The organism is Streptacidiphilus sp. EB129 (assembly GCF_041262645.1).
GTDB lineage: Bacteria > Actinomycetota > Actinomycetes > Streptomycetales > Streptomycetaceae > Streptacidiphilus.
Genome location: NZ_JBGCCS010000020.1, coordinates 91,789 through 108,130, shown reverse-complemented (window position 1 = coordinate 108,130; position 16,342 = coordinate 91,789). Strand labels below are relative to the sequence as shown.

General features: G+C 71.8%; 16 protein-coding genes. 5 read left to right on the top strand and 11 right to left on the bottom strand.

The annotated features are described in order from the left end of the window. The first annotated feature begins 47 nt into the window (after positions 1-47). Entirely contained in the window at positions 48-1,676 is a 1,629-nt protein-coding gene (locus ABH925_RS23750; protein WP_370150857.1) for an MFS transporter, read from the top strand. Between the two features lie 523 nt (positions 1,677-2,199). Here ABH925_RS23750 and ABH925_RS23745 read toward each other — a convergent pair. From ABH925_RS23745 to ABH925_RS23730, 4 genes are all read right to left on the bottom strand, one after another. After that, positions 2,200-2,496, bottom strand: coding sequence for a hypothetical protein (locus tag ABH925_RS23745; RefSeq protein WP_370150856.1), 297 nt, complete (start codon positions 2,494-2,496; stop codon positions 2,200-2,202). Positions 2,497-2,507: 11 nt separating this feature from the next. Continuing rightward, entirely contained in the window at positions 2,508-3,155 is a 648-nt protein-coding gene (locus ABH925_RS23740; RefSeq protein WP_370150855.1) for a hypothetical protein, read from the bottom strand. A 144-nt stretch (positions 3,156-3,299) separates the two neighbouring features. Further along, the gene (locus tag ABH925_RS23735) at positions 3,300-3,575 is read right to left on the bottom strand and encodes a LuxR C-terminal-related transcriptional regulator (RefSeq protein ID WP_370150854.1); all 276 of its coding nucleotides are present in this window, start codon (positions 3,573-3,575) and stop codon (positions 3,300-3,302) included. 214 nt (positions 3,576-3,789) lie between these two features. Continuing rightward, positions 3,790-4,002 carry a hypothetical protein gene (locus ABH925_RS23730; protein WP_370150852.1) on the bottom strand — a complete coding sequence of 71 codons (213 nt, stop codon included), beginning with the start codon at positions 4,000-4,002 and terminating at the stop codon, positions 3,790-3,792. A 249-nt stretch (positions 4,003-4,251) separates the two neighbouring features. Between ABH925_RS23730 and ABH925_RS23725 the strand changes: the two genes are divergently transcribed. Then, positions 4,252-4,470, top strand: coding sequence for a hypothetical protein (locus ABH925_RS23725; RefSeq protein WP_370150851.1), 219 nt, complete (start codon positions 4,252-4,254; stop codon positions 4,468-4,470). Between the two features lie 3 nt (positions 4,471-4,473). Here ABH925_RS23725 and ABH925_RS23720 read toward each other — a convergent pair whose 3' ends face one another. Continuing rightward, positions 4,474-4,908, bottom strand: a complete 435-nt coding sequence (locus ABH925_RS23720) for a hypothetical protein (protein WP_370150850.1) — start codon at positions 4,906-4,908, stop codon at positions 4,474-4,476. Between the two features lie 8 nt (positions 4,909-4,916). Between ABH925_RS23720 and ABH925_RS23715 the strand changes: the two genes are divergently transcribed. Beyond that, a complete protein-coding gene (locus tag ABH925_RS23715) occupies positions 4,917-6,020 on the top strand; it encodes a tetratricopeptide repeat protein (RefSeq protein WP_370150849.1) in 1,104 nt (367 codons plus the stop codon). A gap of 64 nt (positions 6,021-6,084) precedes the next feature. Further along, entirely contained in the window at positions 6,085-6,222 is a 138-nt protein-coding gene (locus ABH925_RS23710) for a hypothetical protein (protein ID WP_370150847.1), read from the top strand. Here ABH925_RS23710 and ABH925_RS23705 read toward each other — a convergent pair. Together ABH925_RS23705 and ABH925_RS23700 are read right to left on the bottom strand one after the other, a co-directional pair. Continuing rightward, positions 6,219-7,751, bottom strand: a complete 1,533-nt coding sequence (locus ABH925_RS23705) for an amino acid permease (RefSeq protein WP_370150846.1) — start codon at positions 7,749-7,751, stop codon at positions 6,219-6,221. The two genes, ABH925_RS23710 and ABH925_RS23705, sit on opposite strands and share 4 nt — an antisense overlap. Before the next feature lie 194 nt (positions 7,752-7,945). Then, positions 7,946-8,911: a hypothetical protein gene (locus ABH925_RS23700; RefSeq protein WP_370150845.1), complete on the bottom strand. Its 966-nt coding sequence runs from the start codon at positions 8,909-8,911 to the stop codon at positions 7,946-7,948. 292 nt (positions 8,912-9,203) lie between these two features. Here ABH925_RS23700 and ABH925_RS23695 point away from each other — a divergent pair, with 292 nt between their 5' ends. Beyond that, positions 9,204-10,589 (top strand): hypothetical protein, encoded by a 1,386-nt coding sequence (locus tag ABH925_RS23695; protein ID WP_370150844.1) that lies wholly within the window; start codon positions 9,204-9,206, stop codon positions 10,587-10,589. Positions 10,590-10,689: 100 nt separating this feature from the next. Here the strand turns inward: ABH925_RS23695 and ABH925_RS23690 are convergent, their stop codons facing one another. The 4 genes from ABH925_RS23690 to ABH925_RS23675 form a co-directional block, all read right to left on the bottom strand. Further along, on the bottom strand, positions 10,690-11,319 hold the full coding sequence (locus ABH925_RS23690) for an MBL fold metallo-hydrolase (RefSeq protein WP_370150843.1): 630 nt from the start codon (positions 11,317-11,319) through the stop codon (positions 10,690-10,692). Then, complete coding sequence (locus ABH925_RS23685; RefSeq protein ID WP_370150842.1) at positions 11,319-12,404, bottom strand: S-(hydroxymethyl)mycothiol dehydrogenase; 1,086 nt, start codon at positions 12,402-12,404, stop codon at positions 11,319-11,321. The genes ABH925_RS23690 and ABH925_RS23685 overlap by 1 nt, the downstream gene beginning before the upstream one ends. Before the next feature lie 87 nt (positions 12,405-12,491). Next, positions 12,492-13,613 carry an aromatic ring-hydroxylating dioxygenase subunit alpha gene (locus tag ABH925_RS23680; protein WP_370150840.1) on the bottom strand — a complete coding sequence of 374 codons (1,122 nt, stop codon included), beginning with the start codon at positions 13,611-13,613 and terminating at the stop codon, positions 12,492-12,494. A 55-nt stretch (positions 13,614-13,668) separates the two neighbouring features. Continuing rightward, complete coding sequence (locus ABH925_RS23675; protein ID WP_370150839.1) at positions 13,669-16,149, bottom strand: FAD-dependent oxidoreductase; 2,481 nt, start codon at positions 16,147-16,149, stop codon at positions 13,669-13,671. Positions 16,150-16,342: the final 193 nt, after the last annotated feature.

The window sequence follows — 16,342 nt, the reverse complement described above, 5'->3', positions numbered from 1 at the left end:
CGGCGGGCCGGGGGTCCGCTCCCCGGGCTCGCTGCGACGATCCGCTCATGGCATCTACGGCGGACAACGGCGAGAGCTCGGGGACGACGAGAGTCGTCCTGCTGACGCTGGCGGCCGGACAGTTCCTGATGGCGCTCGACAGCTCCGTCATGAACGTCTCGATCGCCACGGTCGCCGACGACGTGGGCACGACCGTGACCGGGATCCAGGGGGCGATCACCGCCTACACGCTCGTGATGGCGATGCTGATGATCCTGGGTGGCAAGGTCGGCGCGCTCATCGGACGCAGGCGTGCGTTCATGATCGGCTGCGCCGTCTACGGCTGCGGCTCCCTGACCACCGCGCTGGCACCGAACCTGACCGTACTCCTGTTCGGCTGGTCCTTCCTTGAAGGAGTCGGAGCCGCGCTCATCCTGCCTGCGATCGTGGCGCTGGTCGCCGGCAACTTCCCCGCGGAACGCCGCCCCGCCGCCTACGGACTCGTCGCCGCGGCGGGGGCGGTGGCGATCGCGCTGGGGCCACTGATCGGCGGCGTCGCGACGACGTACTTCTCCTGGCGCTGGGTCTTCGCCGGCGAGACCGTACTCGTGCTCGGGGTCCTGGCGCTCGCCCGCCGGATCGCCGAAGCACCCGCCGACCGGCGCCCGCGCATCGATCTCCTCGGCGCGCTGCTCTCCGCGCTCGGGCTCGGGACCTTCGTCTTCGGTGTGCTCCGCTCCGGCGAATGGGGCTGGTTCCGGCCGAAGCCCGACGCGCCCTCCTGGCTCGGTGTCTCGCTGGTCGTGTGGCTGATGCTGGCGGGCCTGCTGCTGGTCTGGCTCTTCCTGCGCTGGGAGGCGCGCCTGGTGGCGCAGCGGAGAGAGCCACTCGTGGACCCGGCCCTGCTGCGCAACCGCCAGCTCACCGGGGGCCTGACCATGTTCTTCTTCCAGTACCTGGTGCAGATGGGCGTGTTCTTCGTCGTCCCGCTCTACCTGTCGGTCGCCCTGGGCCTGACCGCGCTCGCGACCGGCGCGCGCATCCTGCCGCTGTCGCTGACGCTGCTGGCCGCCGCGGTGCTGATCCCCCGCCTGCTCCCGGACATCTCGCCGCGGCGGGTGGTGCGGCTCGGAATCCTGCTGCTGCTCGCGGGTGCGGTGGTCCTGCTGGCCGCCCTCGACACCAACGCGGGCGCGGAGATCGTGACCGTCCCGCTGCTGTTGATCGGGCTCGGCATGGGCGCACTCGCCTCCCAGCTCGGGGCGGTCACCGTGTCCGCCGTACCGGACGAGCAGAGCGCGGAGGTCGGCGGCATTCAGAACACCGTGACCAACCTGGGCGCCTCCATCGGCACGGCGCTGGCCGGTTCGATCCTGATCGCCGTGCTGACCACGTCCTTCCTGACCAGCGTCGAACAGAATCCGGCGATCCCGGCCGACGTCAAGACCCAGGCGACCGTCCAACTCCAGGGCGGGGCTCCCTTCCTGTCGGACGCCCAGCTCAGGACCGCCCTCGACCAGGCCGGCACCAGCGCGGACGTGACCCGGGCCGTGCTGGACGCGAACGCCGCAGCGAGGCTTGACGGCCTGCGCGCGGCACTCACCATCCTCGCGCTCTCCGCCCTGCTCGCGATGTTCTTCACCCAGCGGATCCCGACCACCCAGCCCGGCTCGCCCCAAGGGCAGCGGCGCACCTGACGAGCGGGCAGGCCGGGGCCTCCGGCGGCGTGGCACTCCTCCAGGGGTTCGGGGCCTGTACGCGTCGAAGTCCCAACTGAGATGTCCACGACACGCGTCCGCAGCACCGAGGAAACAACGGGCGGGCATTGTCGATGATGCGAGGAAGTCGCCGGACCTGACACCGGCTTCCGCCTCACCCCCACACGCAAGGGGTGGCCGCCGTCCCGACCTGCGCCCAGGCGCAGGGAGCGGCCACCGCTCGCGCCCGCTCTGCCGTCCCGGGTGGGGGACGCCGCAGAGCCGGGGGGGGGGGGGGGGGGGGGGGGGGGGGGGGCCCCCCCCCCCCCCCCCCCCCCGCCCGCGCCCGCGCCTCCCCCCGGGGGGTGGGGGCCCGCGCCGCCGGCGGGGGGGCGGGGGGCGGGGGGGGGGCCGGCGCGGGGGGGGGGGGGGGGGGGGGGGGGTTGGGGCCCCCCCCCCGCCGCCGTACCCACGCCTCGCCGAACGCGGCGCCCCCGTCAGGGGCGCAGCGGCATCTGTGGGATCAGTTGCCCGGCAGGGTCGCCGGCCGGGGCACCCCCGCGGAGACACCGCTTCCCAGCAGCGCGACGTCGATCACCACGGCTGCGGCGAAGGCGAGCGCGAACAGCAGCAGAGCCGCCCTCAGCCACCTGCTGGGCTGCCTGCGATTCAGCAGGAATGTCGGCACGCCGCCCGCGAGTGCGAGGAATGGCGTCGCCAACGGCCACAGCAGTGACAGCACGGCCACCACTCCCCCGCCGATCAGCAGCAATTCACGCGCCGACGGCTTGGCCAGAACATTTCCGGTCATCGTGCTCATGCTGTCTCTCCTCAGTTGAGGTTGCAGGACGAACTGACCGCATAGTTGTACCCGTTGCCGTTAAGACGCAACTGTCCACACGGGGTCAGGTGCTGGATGTTCCAACCATTCACGCCCAGCGCGTAGTTGACCTGAACGTATCCGCGCCCCTCCCAGCCGGCGTTGAAGGTGGCCGACGTGGCGTCGCCCGACTTGTACCAGCCGGGAGTGGAGGTCTCACCGCCGTAGTTGTACACGCTCACGCCGGTGACGCGGCCGTTGGACACGCACACCTCGGTCGCCTGCCAGTAGGTGAACAAAGTGTTCCCGGCGGCCGCCTTCTCGCCCCAGGTGTCCGACAGTGCCCAGCAGCCGCTGTAGGCCATCGGCCGCATCCCCGACGCGGGGCGCAGCGCCCTGGCCTGGGCGGCCGTCAGCGGGGTCGCGGTCTGGGTGTGCGAGGCGGTGGCGGGCTGCTCCACCGAGTTGAACGCAGCCTTGTCGGCGGCGGACAGGGCCTTGTAGGCGGCCTGCGGGTTGCCGGCGGCGAACACGTGCTTCGCGACCGCCAGTCCGGCGTTCGGGCTGGTGGAGGCCGAGGCCGACGGCGCGGTGGCCATCCCCAGGCCGGCTATGGAGCAGGCCGCCGCGGCAAAAGCAATCCCCCGCTTGATGTTCATCCGATGCCTTTCATGAGTCCCCGCGAGCATCCGCCGGCGGGTCGCTGAGGAGAGGCGACGACGCCTCCCCCCGGGAGCGGTGTGCCGCCTCCTCGAAGGCCGGTCCCCCGCTCCCGGTGATCAGCGACGCTAGCCCCGGCGACCTCATGCGCACCATTGACCGCAGGTACAGGTCTCCAGCTGCGCGAGCAACGCCACCTGTGCCAGGCACACGCGCGAACTCACCCCCAACGCCTGCATCAATTCGCTGACATGAGCCTTCACCGTGCGCTCACTGATGCCCATGTGCTGCGCTATCTGCTGATTCGAAAAATCCTGGAGAACCAGGTTGAGTACTTGGCGGCGGCGCGGGCTGAGCGGCGCCACTCGCGCACACGCGTCCCGAAGTTCCACCGCGCGCTGAATGCTTTCCATCGTCATGGTCCCCCTGCCAGAACTCGGAGCTCTCGTGCTGCCCCGACGGGGTGAAGCATGCCAGCGCTCCGAACCAAAGACCAGATCTTGACGACTTCCGAACAGCGGCCCGCCGATGGACAAACGTCAGGAATTCGCTGGAACCGCGTCAATGCGGGACGGCCCACTTCATGCCGGTCGTACCGGAACCAACCGTTGCGCGCAGTGGCTCCGTCGGCTGCTACGACACCAGCGCGGTGGCGCCGCGGATGCTGAACACCTCGGTGAGATAGCCGGTCACCGGCCGGCCTTCGAGGTCGAGCGCCATGAAGACGCGGCCGAACGGACTCTGCTCGATCCGCAGGGAGCCGGGGTGGAGGTCGGTCCAGCCCGTCGTCAGAAGCAGTGCCAGCGCGCCGTCGGTCGGGCCGCCCCAGATGCCGTGATCATCCATGACCCCAGTCTCGCAGCGCGGTCTGACAATGACCTCTGAGCTGGCTCAACAGAATCTGAAGATCCATCACCTCGGCATGAAGGAAACACTGCGAACATGGCTGACGCCGTGAAGGGCTCCATTCCGCAGGCCATCACGACCGGCCGGCTCGACCCGGCGGACAGAGCGCCCGCGTGCCGACGTCCCTTCGGGCGGGCGACGCGGATACGGTCGTTCCGGCAGCACCACCGAGAGCGGCGAGGAGACCCCGTGCCTGTTGACCCGAGCGACCCGGAGACCTTTCAGGAGGACGACGATGCGGCGGAGCTCTCCGTGGAGACGCCCGAGGCGGACGCCGCCGAGCAGCACACCGACCTCCGTCAGGACCGTGACGGCCCGCTGACCCAGGTCGACCCAGACGCCGCCAGGGAGGCCGACGCCGCCGAGCAGGCCCGGGTCGTCGCGCTGGACGAGGACGACTACCGGTAGACCTCAGTCGATGATCACGTGCCGCAGCGGATGCGTGGGCGCGGCCGGGCAGTGCAGGATCACGAAGAGTCCGCTGCGGGTGACGTTGACCCCGGTGGGTTCCCGGTCCCTCCAGTTGTCCGGGTCGCCCCACCGGAAGCCTGGGTCGCCGTGCGGCGCCCACCCCGTGAGGTCTTCCTCGTAGTCGGTGGTGAGCAGCGGCCGCATGTCCGTGCCGCAGGCGCAGCTGTGCAGCGCCTTGCGGTCGGGACCGCTGAAGTCCCAGCCGCCGACGGTCCAGCCGGGAGCGTGCGCGAGGGTGTAGTACGCGTCCGACTCGGGCTGACGGTCGCTCCAGTCGCGCACGCGCTCCTCGACGTCACGCGGCATCCTGCCCAGCGGCTCGCAGCGCTCCGACACCGGATTGGTCAGCGAGCAGATCGGCGGGAACTCGGTCACTGCCGACAGTGGACTACTACCAGCGCACCGCCCAGCGGGCCGACCACCGGCTGGCCCGGCACACCCGTCCCGGCCGGCAACCGGACGGCGCGCCGGCAGGCGTGGCACCCGAGCTGAGCGACAAGGCTTCGGCCCTGGCCTGGATGCGCGGCGAACGCGATAATCTGCTCGCCGGCATCGACCTCGACAGCCCCGGAGCCAGGCCCGCGCGCGTCATCGCCCTGACCGCGGCCCTGGCCGACTTCCTCCTCCAGGAGGGCCCCTGGGAGCCGGCCGCCACGCTCCACACCATCGCCGCCGACACCGCCAGGGAACAGGGCGACCGCCTGGAGGAGGCCAACGCACTGTGGGATCTGGGCCGACTGCGCTACAGCACCAGCGACTACGCGGCCGCGGAGGCGCTGCTGAAGCGCGCGGTGGCGATCTACCAGGACCTCGGCGACCGCGTCGGTGAGGCCAACACGCTCTGGTGCCTTGGCCGGCTGCGCTACAGCACCAGCGACTTCCCGGCCGCCGTCGAGCTGCTGAAACTGGCCGTGACGATCTACCACGACCTCGCCGACCGCGTCGGTGAGGCCAACGCGCTCCACGACCTCGGACGGGTACGGCACACCATGGGCGACCACGTGGCGGCGGCCCGGTTGGTGGAGGAGGTCCTGGCGGTGTACCGGGTCCTCGGCAACCGCGCCGGTGAGGCCAACGCGCTCAACGACCTGGCCAGCGTGCGGCGCGCGAACGGGGAGTACGAGGCCGCGGGCGCCCTGCTCGAAAGGGCCCTGACGCTCACTCGGGAGGTAGGGGATCAGCAGGGTGAGGCCGAAGTACTGAACAACAGCGGCGCACTGCTGCTCCGGACGGCCGGCCCGCACGAGGCGCTGGCCCGCTACCGTCAGGCCCTGCGACTGGCCCGCCAGATCCGCAGCCCCATCGACGAGGCCCGGGCCCTCGACGGCGCCGCCCGCGCCGCGGCCGGTACGGGCGACCACGGCGGCGCCCTGGCCGACCTTCGCCAGGCTGTCGCGCTCTACTCCCGCCTCGAAGCCCCCGAGGCCGGCGAAGCAGCTGACTTCCTCACCGCTCTGGAGAGCGAGGACCGACGCGCCGGCCGGTAGCCGCGCGGGAGCGGCGCCAGCCGGTCGCTCCCGCGCGGCGGGCGCCGCCCTGACTCAGCCGCCGATGGTCGTGTTGCCGGCCCACGACCCGGCCTTCCGGGCCCGCATTCCCGCCGAGCCCGTGACTGCGACCGCGACCGCGACCGCGACCGCGACCGCGACCGATGCTGAGACCGCGACCGGGGCCGGGGCCGAGGTCTAGCGGGAGGACAGGGACCCCGCGGACGCGTGGTCGGGTGCGATGAGCTTGCGGTTGCGGGGGTGGTCCCGCTTGAGGAACCAGGTGCGGGCCGAGACGAACCACCAGAGCGTGGCGAAGCCGAGCACGATGGCCACCGCGACCGGCGCGTAGTTGAAGTTCTGCGCGGTGATCGGGCTGACCTGCGGCAGCATGAACAGCACGGTGATCAGCACCACCCAGGCCACCGCGACGATGCCGATCGGGCGGCTGAACCTGCCCAGGTGCCACGGGCCGCGCTGGAACCGCTCTCCCTGACGCAGCCGCAGGAAGGTGGGGATCACATAGGCGATGTAGAGGCCGATCGTCGCGATGGAGGTCACCGCGGCGTACGCGGTGGCGTTGATCAGGTCCGGCAGGCCGAGCGCCAGCGCGCCGCCGACGGCCAGCCAGACGGCCTTGGTGGGCGTGCGGGTGCTGGGGTTGATCTGGTGCCAGATCCGGCTGAACGGCAGTGCGCCGTCCCGGGAGAAGGCGTAGATCATGCGGGAGTTGGCGGTGACCGAGGCCATGCCGCAGAACAGCTGGGCGCCGATGACGATCAGCAGCAGCAGTTTGCCCCCGGTCAGCCCGAGCGCGTCGATGAAGATCTGGGCCGGCGGCACACCGGTGGAGCTGTTGAGAGTTCCGTCCCAGTTCTGGATGGCGAAGGTGATGCCGACGATCAGCACGAAGCCGGCTATCCAGGAGAGCCAGATCGATCGGACGATGCCGCGCGGGCCCGCCACCGCGGCGTCGTTGGTCTCCTCGGTCATATGGGCCGAGGCGTCGTAGCCGGTGAAGGTGTACTGCGCGACCAGCAGGCTCAGCAGGCCGACGTAGAGCGAGGAGTGGAAACCGGTGCCGTTGACGAAGTGCCCGAAGACGAAGCCCGCCGACTGGTGGTGCGCGGGGACGACGATCAGCGCCCCGACGATCACCAGCACCCCGCCCACGTGCCACCAGACGCTGACGCTGTTGAGGATCGCGACCAGCCGCACGCCGAAGGTGTTCAGCGCGCCGTGCAGCAGCAGGATGCAACCGAACAGGACCATGGTGTGCTGGGCGGTCGTGGCGAAGCCCCACTGCAGGTCGAGGTAGGCGTTCAGGAAGGTGGCGGCGCCGAAGTCGACCCCGGCGGTCACCGCGACCTGGCCCAGGACGTTGAACCATCCGGTGAACCAGGCCCAGGCCGCGGCCGAGCGCGGCGGGGCCATCTCCTTGGCCCAGAAGTACAGCCCCGCCGAGGTCGGGTACGAGGAGCAGACCTCGGCCATCGCCAGGCCCACGACCAGCGTCATCGCACCGACCAGTACCCAGCCCCAGGTCAGCATGGCCGGGCCGCCGGTGGTCAGGCCGAAGCCGTAGAGGGTCAGGCAGCCGGACAGGATGGAGATGATGGTGAAGGAGACCGCGAAGTTCGAGAAGCCGGACATCCGCCGGGCCAGGACCTGGGTGTAACCCAGTTGCGCGAGGCGCTCCTCGTCGGACAGGTACTCGGGTTCCAGGGGCATGGTGACTCTTCCTCTCGGGGGCGGGGCGGGGTCGGGACCGCGCACGGGGCCGGGGAGCCGGGGCGCGGGGAAGAAGGCCGCGTTGCGGGGAGGCAGGCGGCACGGGGCCGGCGGCGGCGCGTGACGGCGCGGCCGGGGAACGGGGGGAGGTGGACCGGCGGCCGAAGGCCGTGCCGTTCGGGTCTGACGATGGTTCAGGTCGAGCGGCGCCAGCGGTTGGGGTTCGCGGCGCGGCCCGAGCTCATCGCCTGATCGCGGTATCTGCGGAACAGCTGCTCCGCGTCGCCGCACAGGGCCCAGGGCAGCCGGCTCAGGTAGGGGCCGATCTCCTCGAAGACCTCCAGCGCTTCGGCGTGCCGGCCGGCGAAGGAGAGGGCGTGCGCCAGATAGTTGGCGTCGTCCATGAAGTTGGCGTGCCGCTGGGGTGAGCGGAAGTGCCACCAGTGCTCCAGCACCCGGTCGATGTCGGGGCAGTCGGTCCAGGGGTGGATGGTCATCCGGTAGTTCCGCGGGTCCTGCTCGATGCGGTGGCGGTAGTGCTCGGCCTGCGCGACCAGCAGCAGCACCGCGATCGGCGTCCCTCGCGGCGCCAGCTGGGCCCGCTCGTGCGCCCAGTCGAACATCAGCGCGCTGGAGCCCTGGTGGCGGGGCATCAGGTAGGCCAGCAGTTCGTGATGGCCCTCCCGGCTGTACGGGTCGCGGCGGCGGACCTCCCCCCACAACTGGTGCATCAGCGCCGTGTCCGGTGCCAGCGTCCGGGCCAGCGCCATCAGGACCAGCCAGGGCGAGGGGTCCGGCGGGACCGCGTCGGCGGCCTGCAGGCAGGACTGCCAGGCCGTGTCCAGCAGCTCCCGCTCCCCGGCCTCACCTGCCAGGATCGCCCGCAGCGCCTGGACGTGCGCGAGCATCACCAGCGCGTCCGGGTTGCCGGGTTCGGCCGCGGCCCAGGTCTCGGCCCAGCGCAGCCGCACCCCCTGACGTGCCAGGATCTGCAGCCGGAAGACTCTGCGGTCCCAGTCGTGCCCGCTGGCCGCGATCAGATCACGCGGCGCGTCCCAGCGGCCCATGGCGGCGTCCTCGCACACCGTGCGCAGCGCCGGGTCGTCGCGGGCCGGATGCGCGTCGAGTGCCCGGGAGTCGCGGCCGTGTCCCCTAACCACGGCAGGAGCCTGCTGTCAGCAGAGATTGGGACTGTGTCACGACCGCTCTTCTCGGTTCCTCGGGTCCGTGCGCAGAGGTGCGGACGGACTACTCCGGGTGATGTCGCCACGGCGACGCGCAGTGCCGGGTGCAGTGCGCGCTGTTAGGGAAGTAGAAAATCAGACCTGTATACGGTCGCAATAGGGCTCACAAGGGGTCCACTCCTCACCAGAGGGTGCAGACGGTCACAGTCGCACACGAATTCACCCAACAGACCTGGAAAGCCGCGCACAGGGCCCTACAGTGCCCTGCATGAGCAGTGGTACCGACCCCGCACCGGCGCCCGCCCGGCGTCCGAACTCCCACCTCACCGCGCTCATCGAACAGGCCGCGCTGTCCAACAAGCAGTTCGCGCGGGCGGTGCGGGACACCGCCGCGCGGCACGGCCGGGACGCCAAGTGCACGCACACCAGCGTGCAGCGGTGGCGTGACGGCCGGATGAGCCGCGCCGTGCCGCCCGAACTCATCGCCGAGACGCTGGCGCTGAAGCTCGGCCGGATCGTCACCACCGCCGACATCGGCATGGCCGGCCCCGTCGGCTCCGCCCGGTCCCCGTGGACGTCCGAGTTCCTGGACGATCCGGTCGAGCTCGTCGCCGCCGCGCGCGCCCTGTGGGTCAGTGACCTGGACCAGCACAGTTCGACCCGGTGCGGGATCCCGGCGGCCGCGCTCAGCGGACCGGCCCTGCACTGGCTGGTCGCCGGGACCGCGGCCGCGCCGGTCGGCCACGGTCCCGGCGCCGAGGTCACCTCCGTCGATCTCGCCCGCTTCCGCACCACCCTGCGCGCCTTCGACCTGATCGCCCAGCGGACCGGCGGCACCGCGGCCCGGCTGCCCGCGGTCCAGTTCCTGCACACCAGCCTGACCCCGCTGCTCACCGGCCGGTACCCGGGCACCGTCGGGCGCAGCGTGTTCGGCGCCGCCGCCCTGGCCCACCTCGCCGTCGGCCGCTACACCCACGACGCGGGCCTGCACGGACTGGCCCGGCGCTACCTGCTGCTGGCCCTCTACCTGGCGCACCAGGGCGACGACCGGGTGCTGGGCGCCCACATCCTGACCGCGCTGGCCGAGCACGCCCCCCTGGTGGGTGACCATCCGGCGACTCTCAATCTGGTCCGCGCGGCCCTGATCGGCACCACCGGCCACGGCCGGCGGGCCCGGGCCGCCCTGCACGCGGCCGAGGCCCGGCTGCTTGCGGTCCGTCAGGACGCCCCGGCCGTCGCGCTGAGCCTGGAGCGATCCGCCAAGGGGCTGACCGAGGCGAGCCCCGGTGACGCCGCCTGGCTGGACTACTTCGGGGCGGCCGAACTCGCCGACGCGGCGTTGCGGTGCCGCCTCGACCTGGGCGAACTCAGGGCCGCCCGGGCCGAGTTCGCCACTGCCAGCGGCGCCCGCAGCCCGGACCGGCTGACCGACCAGGTCCTCGCCCTCTGCCTGCTGGCCACCGCGCACTTCCGGCTGGGCGAGTTCACCGACGCCTGCCGCGCGGTCGAGGCCGCGCTGGACGGCGCGCAGGGCATGCAGTCCGCCGCGGTCGACGACCAGCTCGCGCAGCTGTCCGGCCATCTCGACGCGCACCGGGGGACGAGACGCGCGGCCTCCCTGAGCCGGCGCATCCGGGCGACCCGGCACCTGTAGGGCACCGGGTCGCGCGCCGGCGTCGTCGTGCGGAGGCTCGGCGCCGCACGACGCGCGCGGTGGGACGTGGGACGTGGGACGACGTGTGACGCGGACCGGCTCAGTGGCCCCGGCTGATCCAGGTGGGGAGGTCGGGGGCCTCGGCGCCGATGGTGGTGGGGTCGCCGTGGCCGGTGCGGACCACCGTCTCGGCGGGCAGGGTCAGCAGGCGTTCGCGGATGGAGTCGATGATGGTCGGGAAGTGCGAGTAGGAGCGGCCGGTGGCGCCGGGGCCGCCGTGGAACAGGGTGTCGCCGGAGAACAGGGTGCCCAGCTCCGGGGCGTACAGGCAGACCGCGCCGGGGCTGTGGCCGGGAGTGTGCAGCACGGTGAGTTCCAGGCCGGCCACCGCGATGGTCTGGCCCTGCGTCAGTTCCGCGTCCGGCTGCCGGTCGGGGTGGGTCTGTTTCCACAGCGGCAGGTCGTCGCGGTGCAGCAGTACCGGTGCGCCGGTGGCCGCGGACAGGGCCGGGGCGGCGTCGACGTGGTCGTTGTGGGCGTGGGTGCAGATGATCGCCCGCAGCCGGCGCGGGCCCACCGCCGCCGCGATGGCGTCGGCGTCGTGGGCGGCGTCGATGACCACGGCCTCGGTGTCGTCGCCGACGATCCACACGTTGTTGTCGACCTGCCAGCTGCCGCCGTCCAGGTCGAAGCTGCCGGAGGTGACCAGGTGCTCGATCCGCGCGGCCATCAGAACAGCACCACCGAACGCAGGACCTCGCCCTGGTGCATCCGCTCGAAGGCCTCCTCGACGCCGTCCAGGGCGATGGTCTCCGAGACGAAGGCGTCCAGGTCCAGCCGGCCCTGCAGGTACAGGTCGATCAGCATCGGGAAGTCCCGGGACGGCAGGCAGTCGCCGTACCAGGAGGACTTCAGCGCGCCGCCGCGTCCGAAGACGTCCAGCAGCGGCAGTTCCAGCGTCATCTGCGGGGTGGGCACGCCGACCAGGACCACGGTGCCGGCCAGGTCGCGGGCGTAGAAGGCCTGCTTGTAGGTCTCCGGGCGGCCGACCGCCTCGATCACCACGTCCGCGCCGTTGCCGCCGGTCAGCTCGCGGATCGCCTCCACCGGGTCGCTGCCGCGGGAGTTGACGCTGTGGGTCGCACCCAGGCGCAGTGCGGTGGTGAGTTTGCTGTCGTCGATGTCGACGGCGATGATCCTGGCGGCGCCGGCCAGCCGGGCGCCGATCACTGCGGCGGTGCCCACCCCGCCGCAGCCGATGACCGCGACGGTGTCGCCGCGCGAGACGTTGCCGGTGTTCAGGGCGGCGCCGATGCCGGCCATCACGCCGCAGCCGAGCAGTCCGGCGGCGGCCGGGGAGGCGGCCGGGTCGACCTTGGTGCACTGGCCGGCCGCGACCAGGGTCTTGTCGGCGAACGCGCCGATGCCCAGCGCGGGCGACAGTTCGGTGCCGTCCAGCAGGGTCATCCGCTGGGTGGCGTTGTGGGTGTCGAAGCAGTACTGCGGCCGGCCCCGTCGGCAGGCACGGCACTGACCGCACACGGCACGCCAGTTCAGGATGACGAAGTCACCCGGCGCCACCTCGGTGACGCCGGCGCCCACCGACTCCACCACGCCCGCCGCCTCATGGCCCAGCAGGAAGGGGAACTCGTCGTTGATGCCGCCCTCGCGGTAGTGCAGGTCGGTGTGGCACACCCCGCAGGCCTGCACGCTGACCACCGCCTCGCCCGGTCCGGGATCCGGCACCACGATCGTCTCGATCCGCACCGGCTCACCCTTGCCGCGCGCTACGACACCTCTGACCTGCTGGGACATGGGGAACAAGCCTTCCGCTGAGGGGAACCAGGTGGATTGGAGGGTACCGGCCCAGCCGGCGAACCGGGCGGCACCGCGGTGGTCGGGTCAGCCCCGGAGCCGGTCGGTGACCCATTCGTGGAAGGCCCCGATGTGGTGCTCGCTCGGCACCAGGACACCACCGGCCCGGTAGGCGCGCGAGTCCATGGCGGGCTGGCAGCGCTCGCAGGCGTCGAAGTCCTGCACATTGACCCGGTGGAACAGCTCCACCGAGCGGGAGACGTCGACGTCGGCGTCGACGACGTCCCTGACGAACAGCCAGTCGCACTCGACCACCGTGTGGTCGGCGGCGAGCGGGAACATCCGGTGCACGATGACGTGGTCGGGCACCAGGTTCACGAAGACCTGCGGCTTGACGGTGATCGCGTAGTACTTGCGGTCCTGGTCCTCGGAGACGGTCGGGATCCGCTCCACGCCCGCGCTGCCGTCGACGGTGAACCCCTCGGCCTCCCCGGCGAACGCGGCGCCGTGTCCCACGTAGTACTGCGCGGCGTAGCCGCCGGCGAACTCCGGCAGGACCTCGGTCAGTTCGGGGTGGATGGTGGCGCAGTGGTAGCACTCCATGAAGTTCTCGATGATCAGTTTCCAGTTGGCGCGCACCTCGTAGCGGATCCGGCGGCCGACCGCGAGCCGGTCGACCTGGTAGCGGTCGATGGCTGCCGGGTCCCCGAGCCGCTCCGTCGCGGCGGCGATCACGTCCGCCTCGAACGACGGGGGTTCGTCGGCCAGGCAGACCCACACATAGCCGAGCCACTCGCGCACCTGTACCGGGACCAGTCCGTAGGTGGTGCGGTCCACGTCCGGCATGCTGGTCAGGTTGGGGGCGGCGACCAGCTTGCCGTCCAGGCCGTAGGTCCAGGCGTGGTAGGAGCACTGGAACGCCCGCTTGACCTCGCCGGTCTCCTCCGTGCACAGTCGCGCCCCGCGGTGCCGGCAGATGTTGAGGAACGCCTTGACGCTGTGGTCGCGGGCGCGGGTGACCAGCACGCTCTCCCTGCCGACCTGCACGGTCCGGAAGCTGCCCGGCCCGGCGAGGTCGTCTGCGCGGACGGCGCAGAACCACATCCGCTCGAAGATCTTCTCCTGTTCCAGCGCGAAGACCTGCGGATCCGTGTAGGCGGATCCGGGCAGGGTGGGGATCAGGCTCGACGGGAGCTCGGTCGCGGTCACTGCGGTGCCCTTTCGTCAGGAGAACGCACGGCTGGAGGCGGTCGGCGGCGGGCGGTCAGCAGCGCAGCCGGGTCATCTTCGGGTCGAACAGCGGCTCCTCGGTGACGGTGGCCGGCAGTTGCTCGCCGAAGTACTCGACGGTCACCCGGGTGCCCGGTTCGGCGGCGGCCCCGGGCAGCCAGGCGTAGGCGATGGAGGCGCCGATGCTGTAGCCGTACGCGGCGCTGGTGACGTATCCGGCGGGGGCGCCGTCGAGGTACACCGGTTCCCTGCCCATCACCACGGCCTGCGGATCGTCCAGCAGCAGGCAGGCGAGCCTGCGCGGCACGGTCTGCTCGGTGAGACCGAGCAGCGCGTGGCGTCCGACGAAGTCGCCCTTCTCCATGCGGACGGCGAAGCCGAGGCCCGCCTCGTAGGGGTTGTGCTCGGCGGTCAGGTCGGTGCCCCAGGAGCGGTAGCCCTTCTCCAGCCGCAGGCTGTTGAAGGCGCTGCGTCCGGCCGCGACCACGCCGAGCGGCTGCCCGGCCTCCCACAGCGTGTCCCACAGCTTGGGGCCGCAGTCGGCGGTGGTGTACAGCTCCCAGCCGAGTTCGCCGACGTACGACAGCCGCATCGCGGTGACCGGGACGTTGCCGAGGTGGGCCTGCCTGGCCTTGAAGTAGCCGAAGCCCTTGTGGGAGAAGTCCGCGTCGGTGAGCGGCTGCACCAGGTCGCGGGCGAGCGGGCCCCACAGGCCGATGCAGCAGGTCCCGGCGGTGGTGTCGCGGACCTGGACGGTGCCGTCCCCGGGCAGGTGGCGGGTGATCCAGTCGAGGTCCAGCGGGCCGTTGGCGCCGATCTGGAAGCGCTCGGGGCCGAGCCGGGCCACCGTCAGGTCGCTGCGCACGCCGCCGGTCTCGTCCAGCATCAGGGTGTAGGTGACGGAGCCGACCGGCCTCTCGAGCTGGTTGGTGGTCAGGTACTGCAGCAGGGCCAGCGAGCCGGGGCCGGTGACCTCCAGCCGCTTGAGCGCGGTCATGTCGTACATCGCCACGCGCTCGCGGGTGGCCAGGGCTTCGGCGCCGGCGATCGGGGACCAGTAGCGCGAGGCCCAGGCCCCGCGGCCGGGGACGGCCGCGACCTCGGGCAGGTCCCGGTTGGTCTCGTACCAGTGCGGCCGCTCCCAGCCGGAGGCCTCCAGGAAGAAGGCCCCGAGTTCGCGCTGGCGGCTGTGGAAGGGGCTGACCCGCAGCGGGCGCGGCTCCTCCATCGGCTGGAGCGGGTGGATGATGTCGTAGACCTCGACGAAGTTCTGGCAGCTGCGCCGGTGCACGTAGGCGGGGGCGAGCTGCACCGGCTCGAAGCGGTTGAGGTCGCACTCGTGCACGTCGGTCCGCGGGGTGCCCTCGACCAGCCACTCGGCCATCGCCCTGGCCACTCCCGCGGAGTGGGTCACCCAGACCGCCTCGGCGACCCAGAAGCCGCGCAGCTCCGGGGCCTCCCCCAGCAGCGGGAAGCCGTCGGAGGTGAAGGAGAAGATGCCGTTGAAGCCCTCCTCGACCTTGGCCCGGGTGAGTGCGGGCAGCAGGGCCTGCGAGTCGGCCCAGGGCTGGGCGAAGTCCTCCTCGGTGAACGGCAGCATGGACGGCATCTGCTGGGGCGGCTGCTGCGGCGTTTGAGGCGCCTGCGGCAGCGCGGGCGGCGCCACGTCGTCGAGGTCCACCGGCATCGGGCGGTGGGCGTAGGAGCCGATGCCGATCCGGTCGCCGTGCTCGCGGTAGTAGAGGTCGCGATCCTGGTGGCGCAGGATCGGCTTGGAGGCCTCCAGTTGCTCGGTGGTGTGGCCGGCCAGGGCGGGCACCGGGGTGGTCCTGGCGTACTGGTGCGCGAGCGGGACCAGCGGGACGGTGAGCCCGGCCATCCGGCCGATCCTCGGGCCCCAGAACCCGGCGCAGGAGACGACCACGTCGGCGGGAAAGCTGCCCCGGTCGGTGACGACAGCGGTGACCCGCCCGCCGGCCGACTCGAATCCGGTGACGGTGTGGTGCGGCAGGAAGCGGGCGCCGCGCCCGATCGCGCGCCGCGCCTGTGCCTCACCCGCGCGGACGGCCTTGGCCAGCCCGTCGGTGGGGACGTGCAGACCGCCGAGGACCTGCTCGCGGTCCAGCAGCGGGTGCAGGGTGGCGCACTGGTCGGGGTCGAGCAGGCTGCCCTGCACTCCCCAGGAGGTGGCGAGCCCGTGCTTGCGCTTCAGTTCGGCGAGCCGTTCCGGGGTGGTGGCCACCTCCAGGCCGCCGACGCGGCGGAAGCACCACTGGCCGTCGAGGGTGAGGTCCGAGTACTTGCGCACGGTGTAGGAGGCGAACTCGGTCATGGTCTTGGAGGCGTTGGTCTGGAAGACCAGCCCGGGTGCGTGCGAGCTCGACCCGCCGGTGGCGAAGAGGGGGCCCTGCTCCAGCACGGTGACGTCGGTCCAGCCGCGCGCGGTGAGCTCGTCGCTCAGCGCGCAGCCGACGATGCCGGCACCGACGATCACGACTTTCGGTTGGACTGTCAAGGCATCCGTCCCCTCGGGAGGTGGCTGCGGCGAGCGGGGGTCGGCCGGCGGTCCGGCGTCCCGATCGGCTGGGACAGCGAGGGAGTTGCATATTGCGCATCGATGTGCGTGATGTGAAACAGCCTCATGCCCGCAGCGCACACTGTCAAGAGGCCCACAGCGGAAGCCGCAGCCAGGACCGACGACGCGCCCG

Coding starts and splice junctions, on each gene's coding strand:
- ABH925_RS23750 (WP_370150857.1), top strand. CDS start 48: ATGGCATCTACGGCGGACAACGGCGAGAGCTCGGGGACGACGAGAGTC.
- ABH925_RS23745 (WP_370150856.1), bottom strand. CDS start 2,496: ATGAGCACGATGACCGGAAATGTTCTGGCCAAGCCGTCGGCGCGTGAA.
- ABH925_RS23740 (WP_370150855.1), bottom strand. CDS start 3,155: ATGAACATCAAGCGGGGGATTGCTTTTGCCGCGGCGGCCTGCTCCATA.
- ABH925_RS23735 (WP_370150854.1), bottom strand. CDS start 3,575: ATGACGATGGAAAGCATTCAGCGCGCGGTGGAACTTCGGGACGCGTGT.
- ABH925_RS23730 (WP_370150852.1), bottom strand. CDS start 4,002: ATGGATGATCACGGCATCTGGGGCGGCCCGACCGACGGCGCGCTGGCA.
- ABH925_RS23710 (WP_370150847.1), top strand. CDS start 6,085: ATGGTCGTGTTGCCGGCCCACGACCCGGCCTTCCGGGCCCGCATTCCC.
- ABH925_RS23705 (WP_370150846.1), bottom strand. CDS start 7,751: ATGCCCCTGGAACCCGAGTACCTGTCCGACGAGGAGCGCCTCGCGCAA.
- ABH925_RS23695 (WP_370150844.1), top strand. CDS start 9,204: ATGAGCAGTGGTACCGACCCCGCACCGGCGCCCGCCCGGCGTCCGAAC.
- ABH925_RS23690 (WP_370150843.1), bottom strand. CDS start 11,319: ATGGCCGCGCGGATCGAGCACCTGGTCACCTCCGGCAGCTTCGACCTG.
- ABH925_RS23685 (WP_370150842.1), bottom strand. CDS start 12,404: ATGTCCCAGCAGGTCAGAGGTGTCGTAGCGCGCGGCAAGGGTGAGCCG.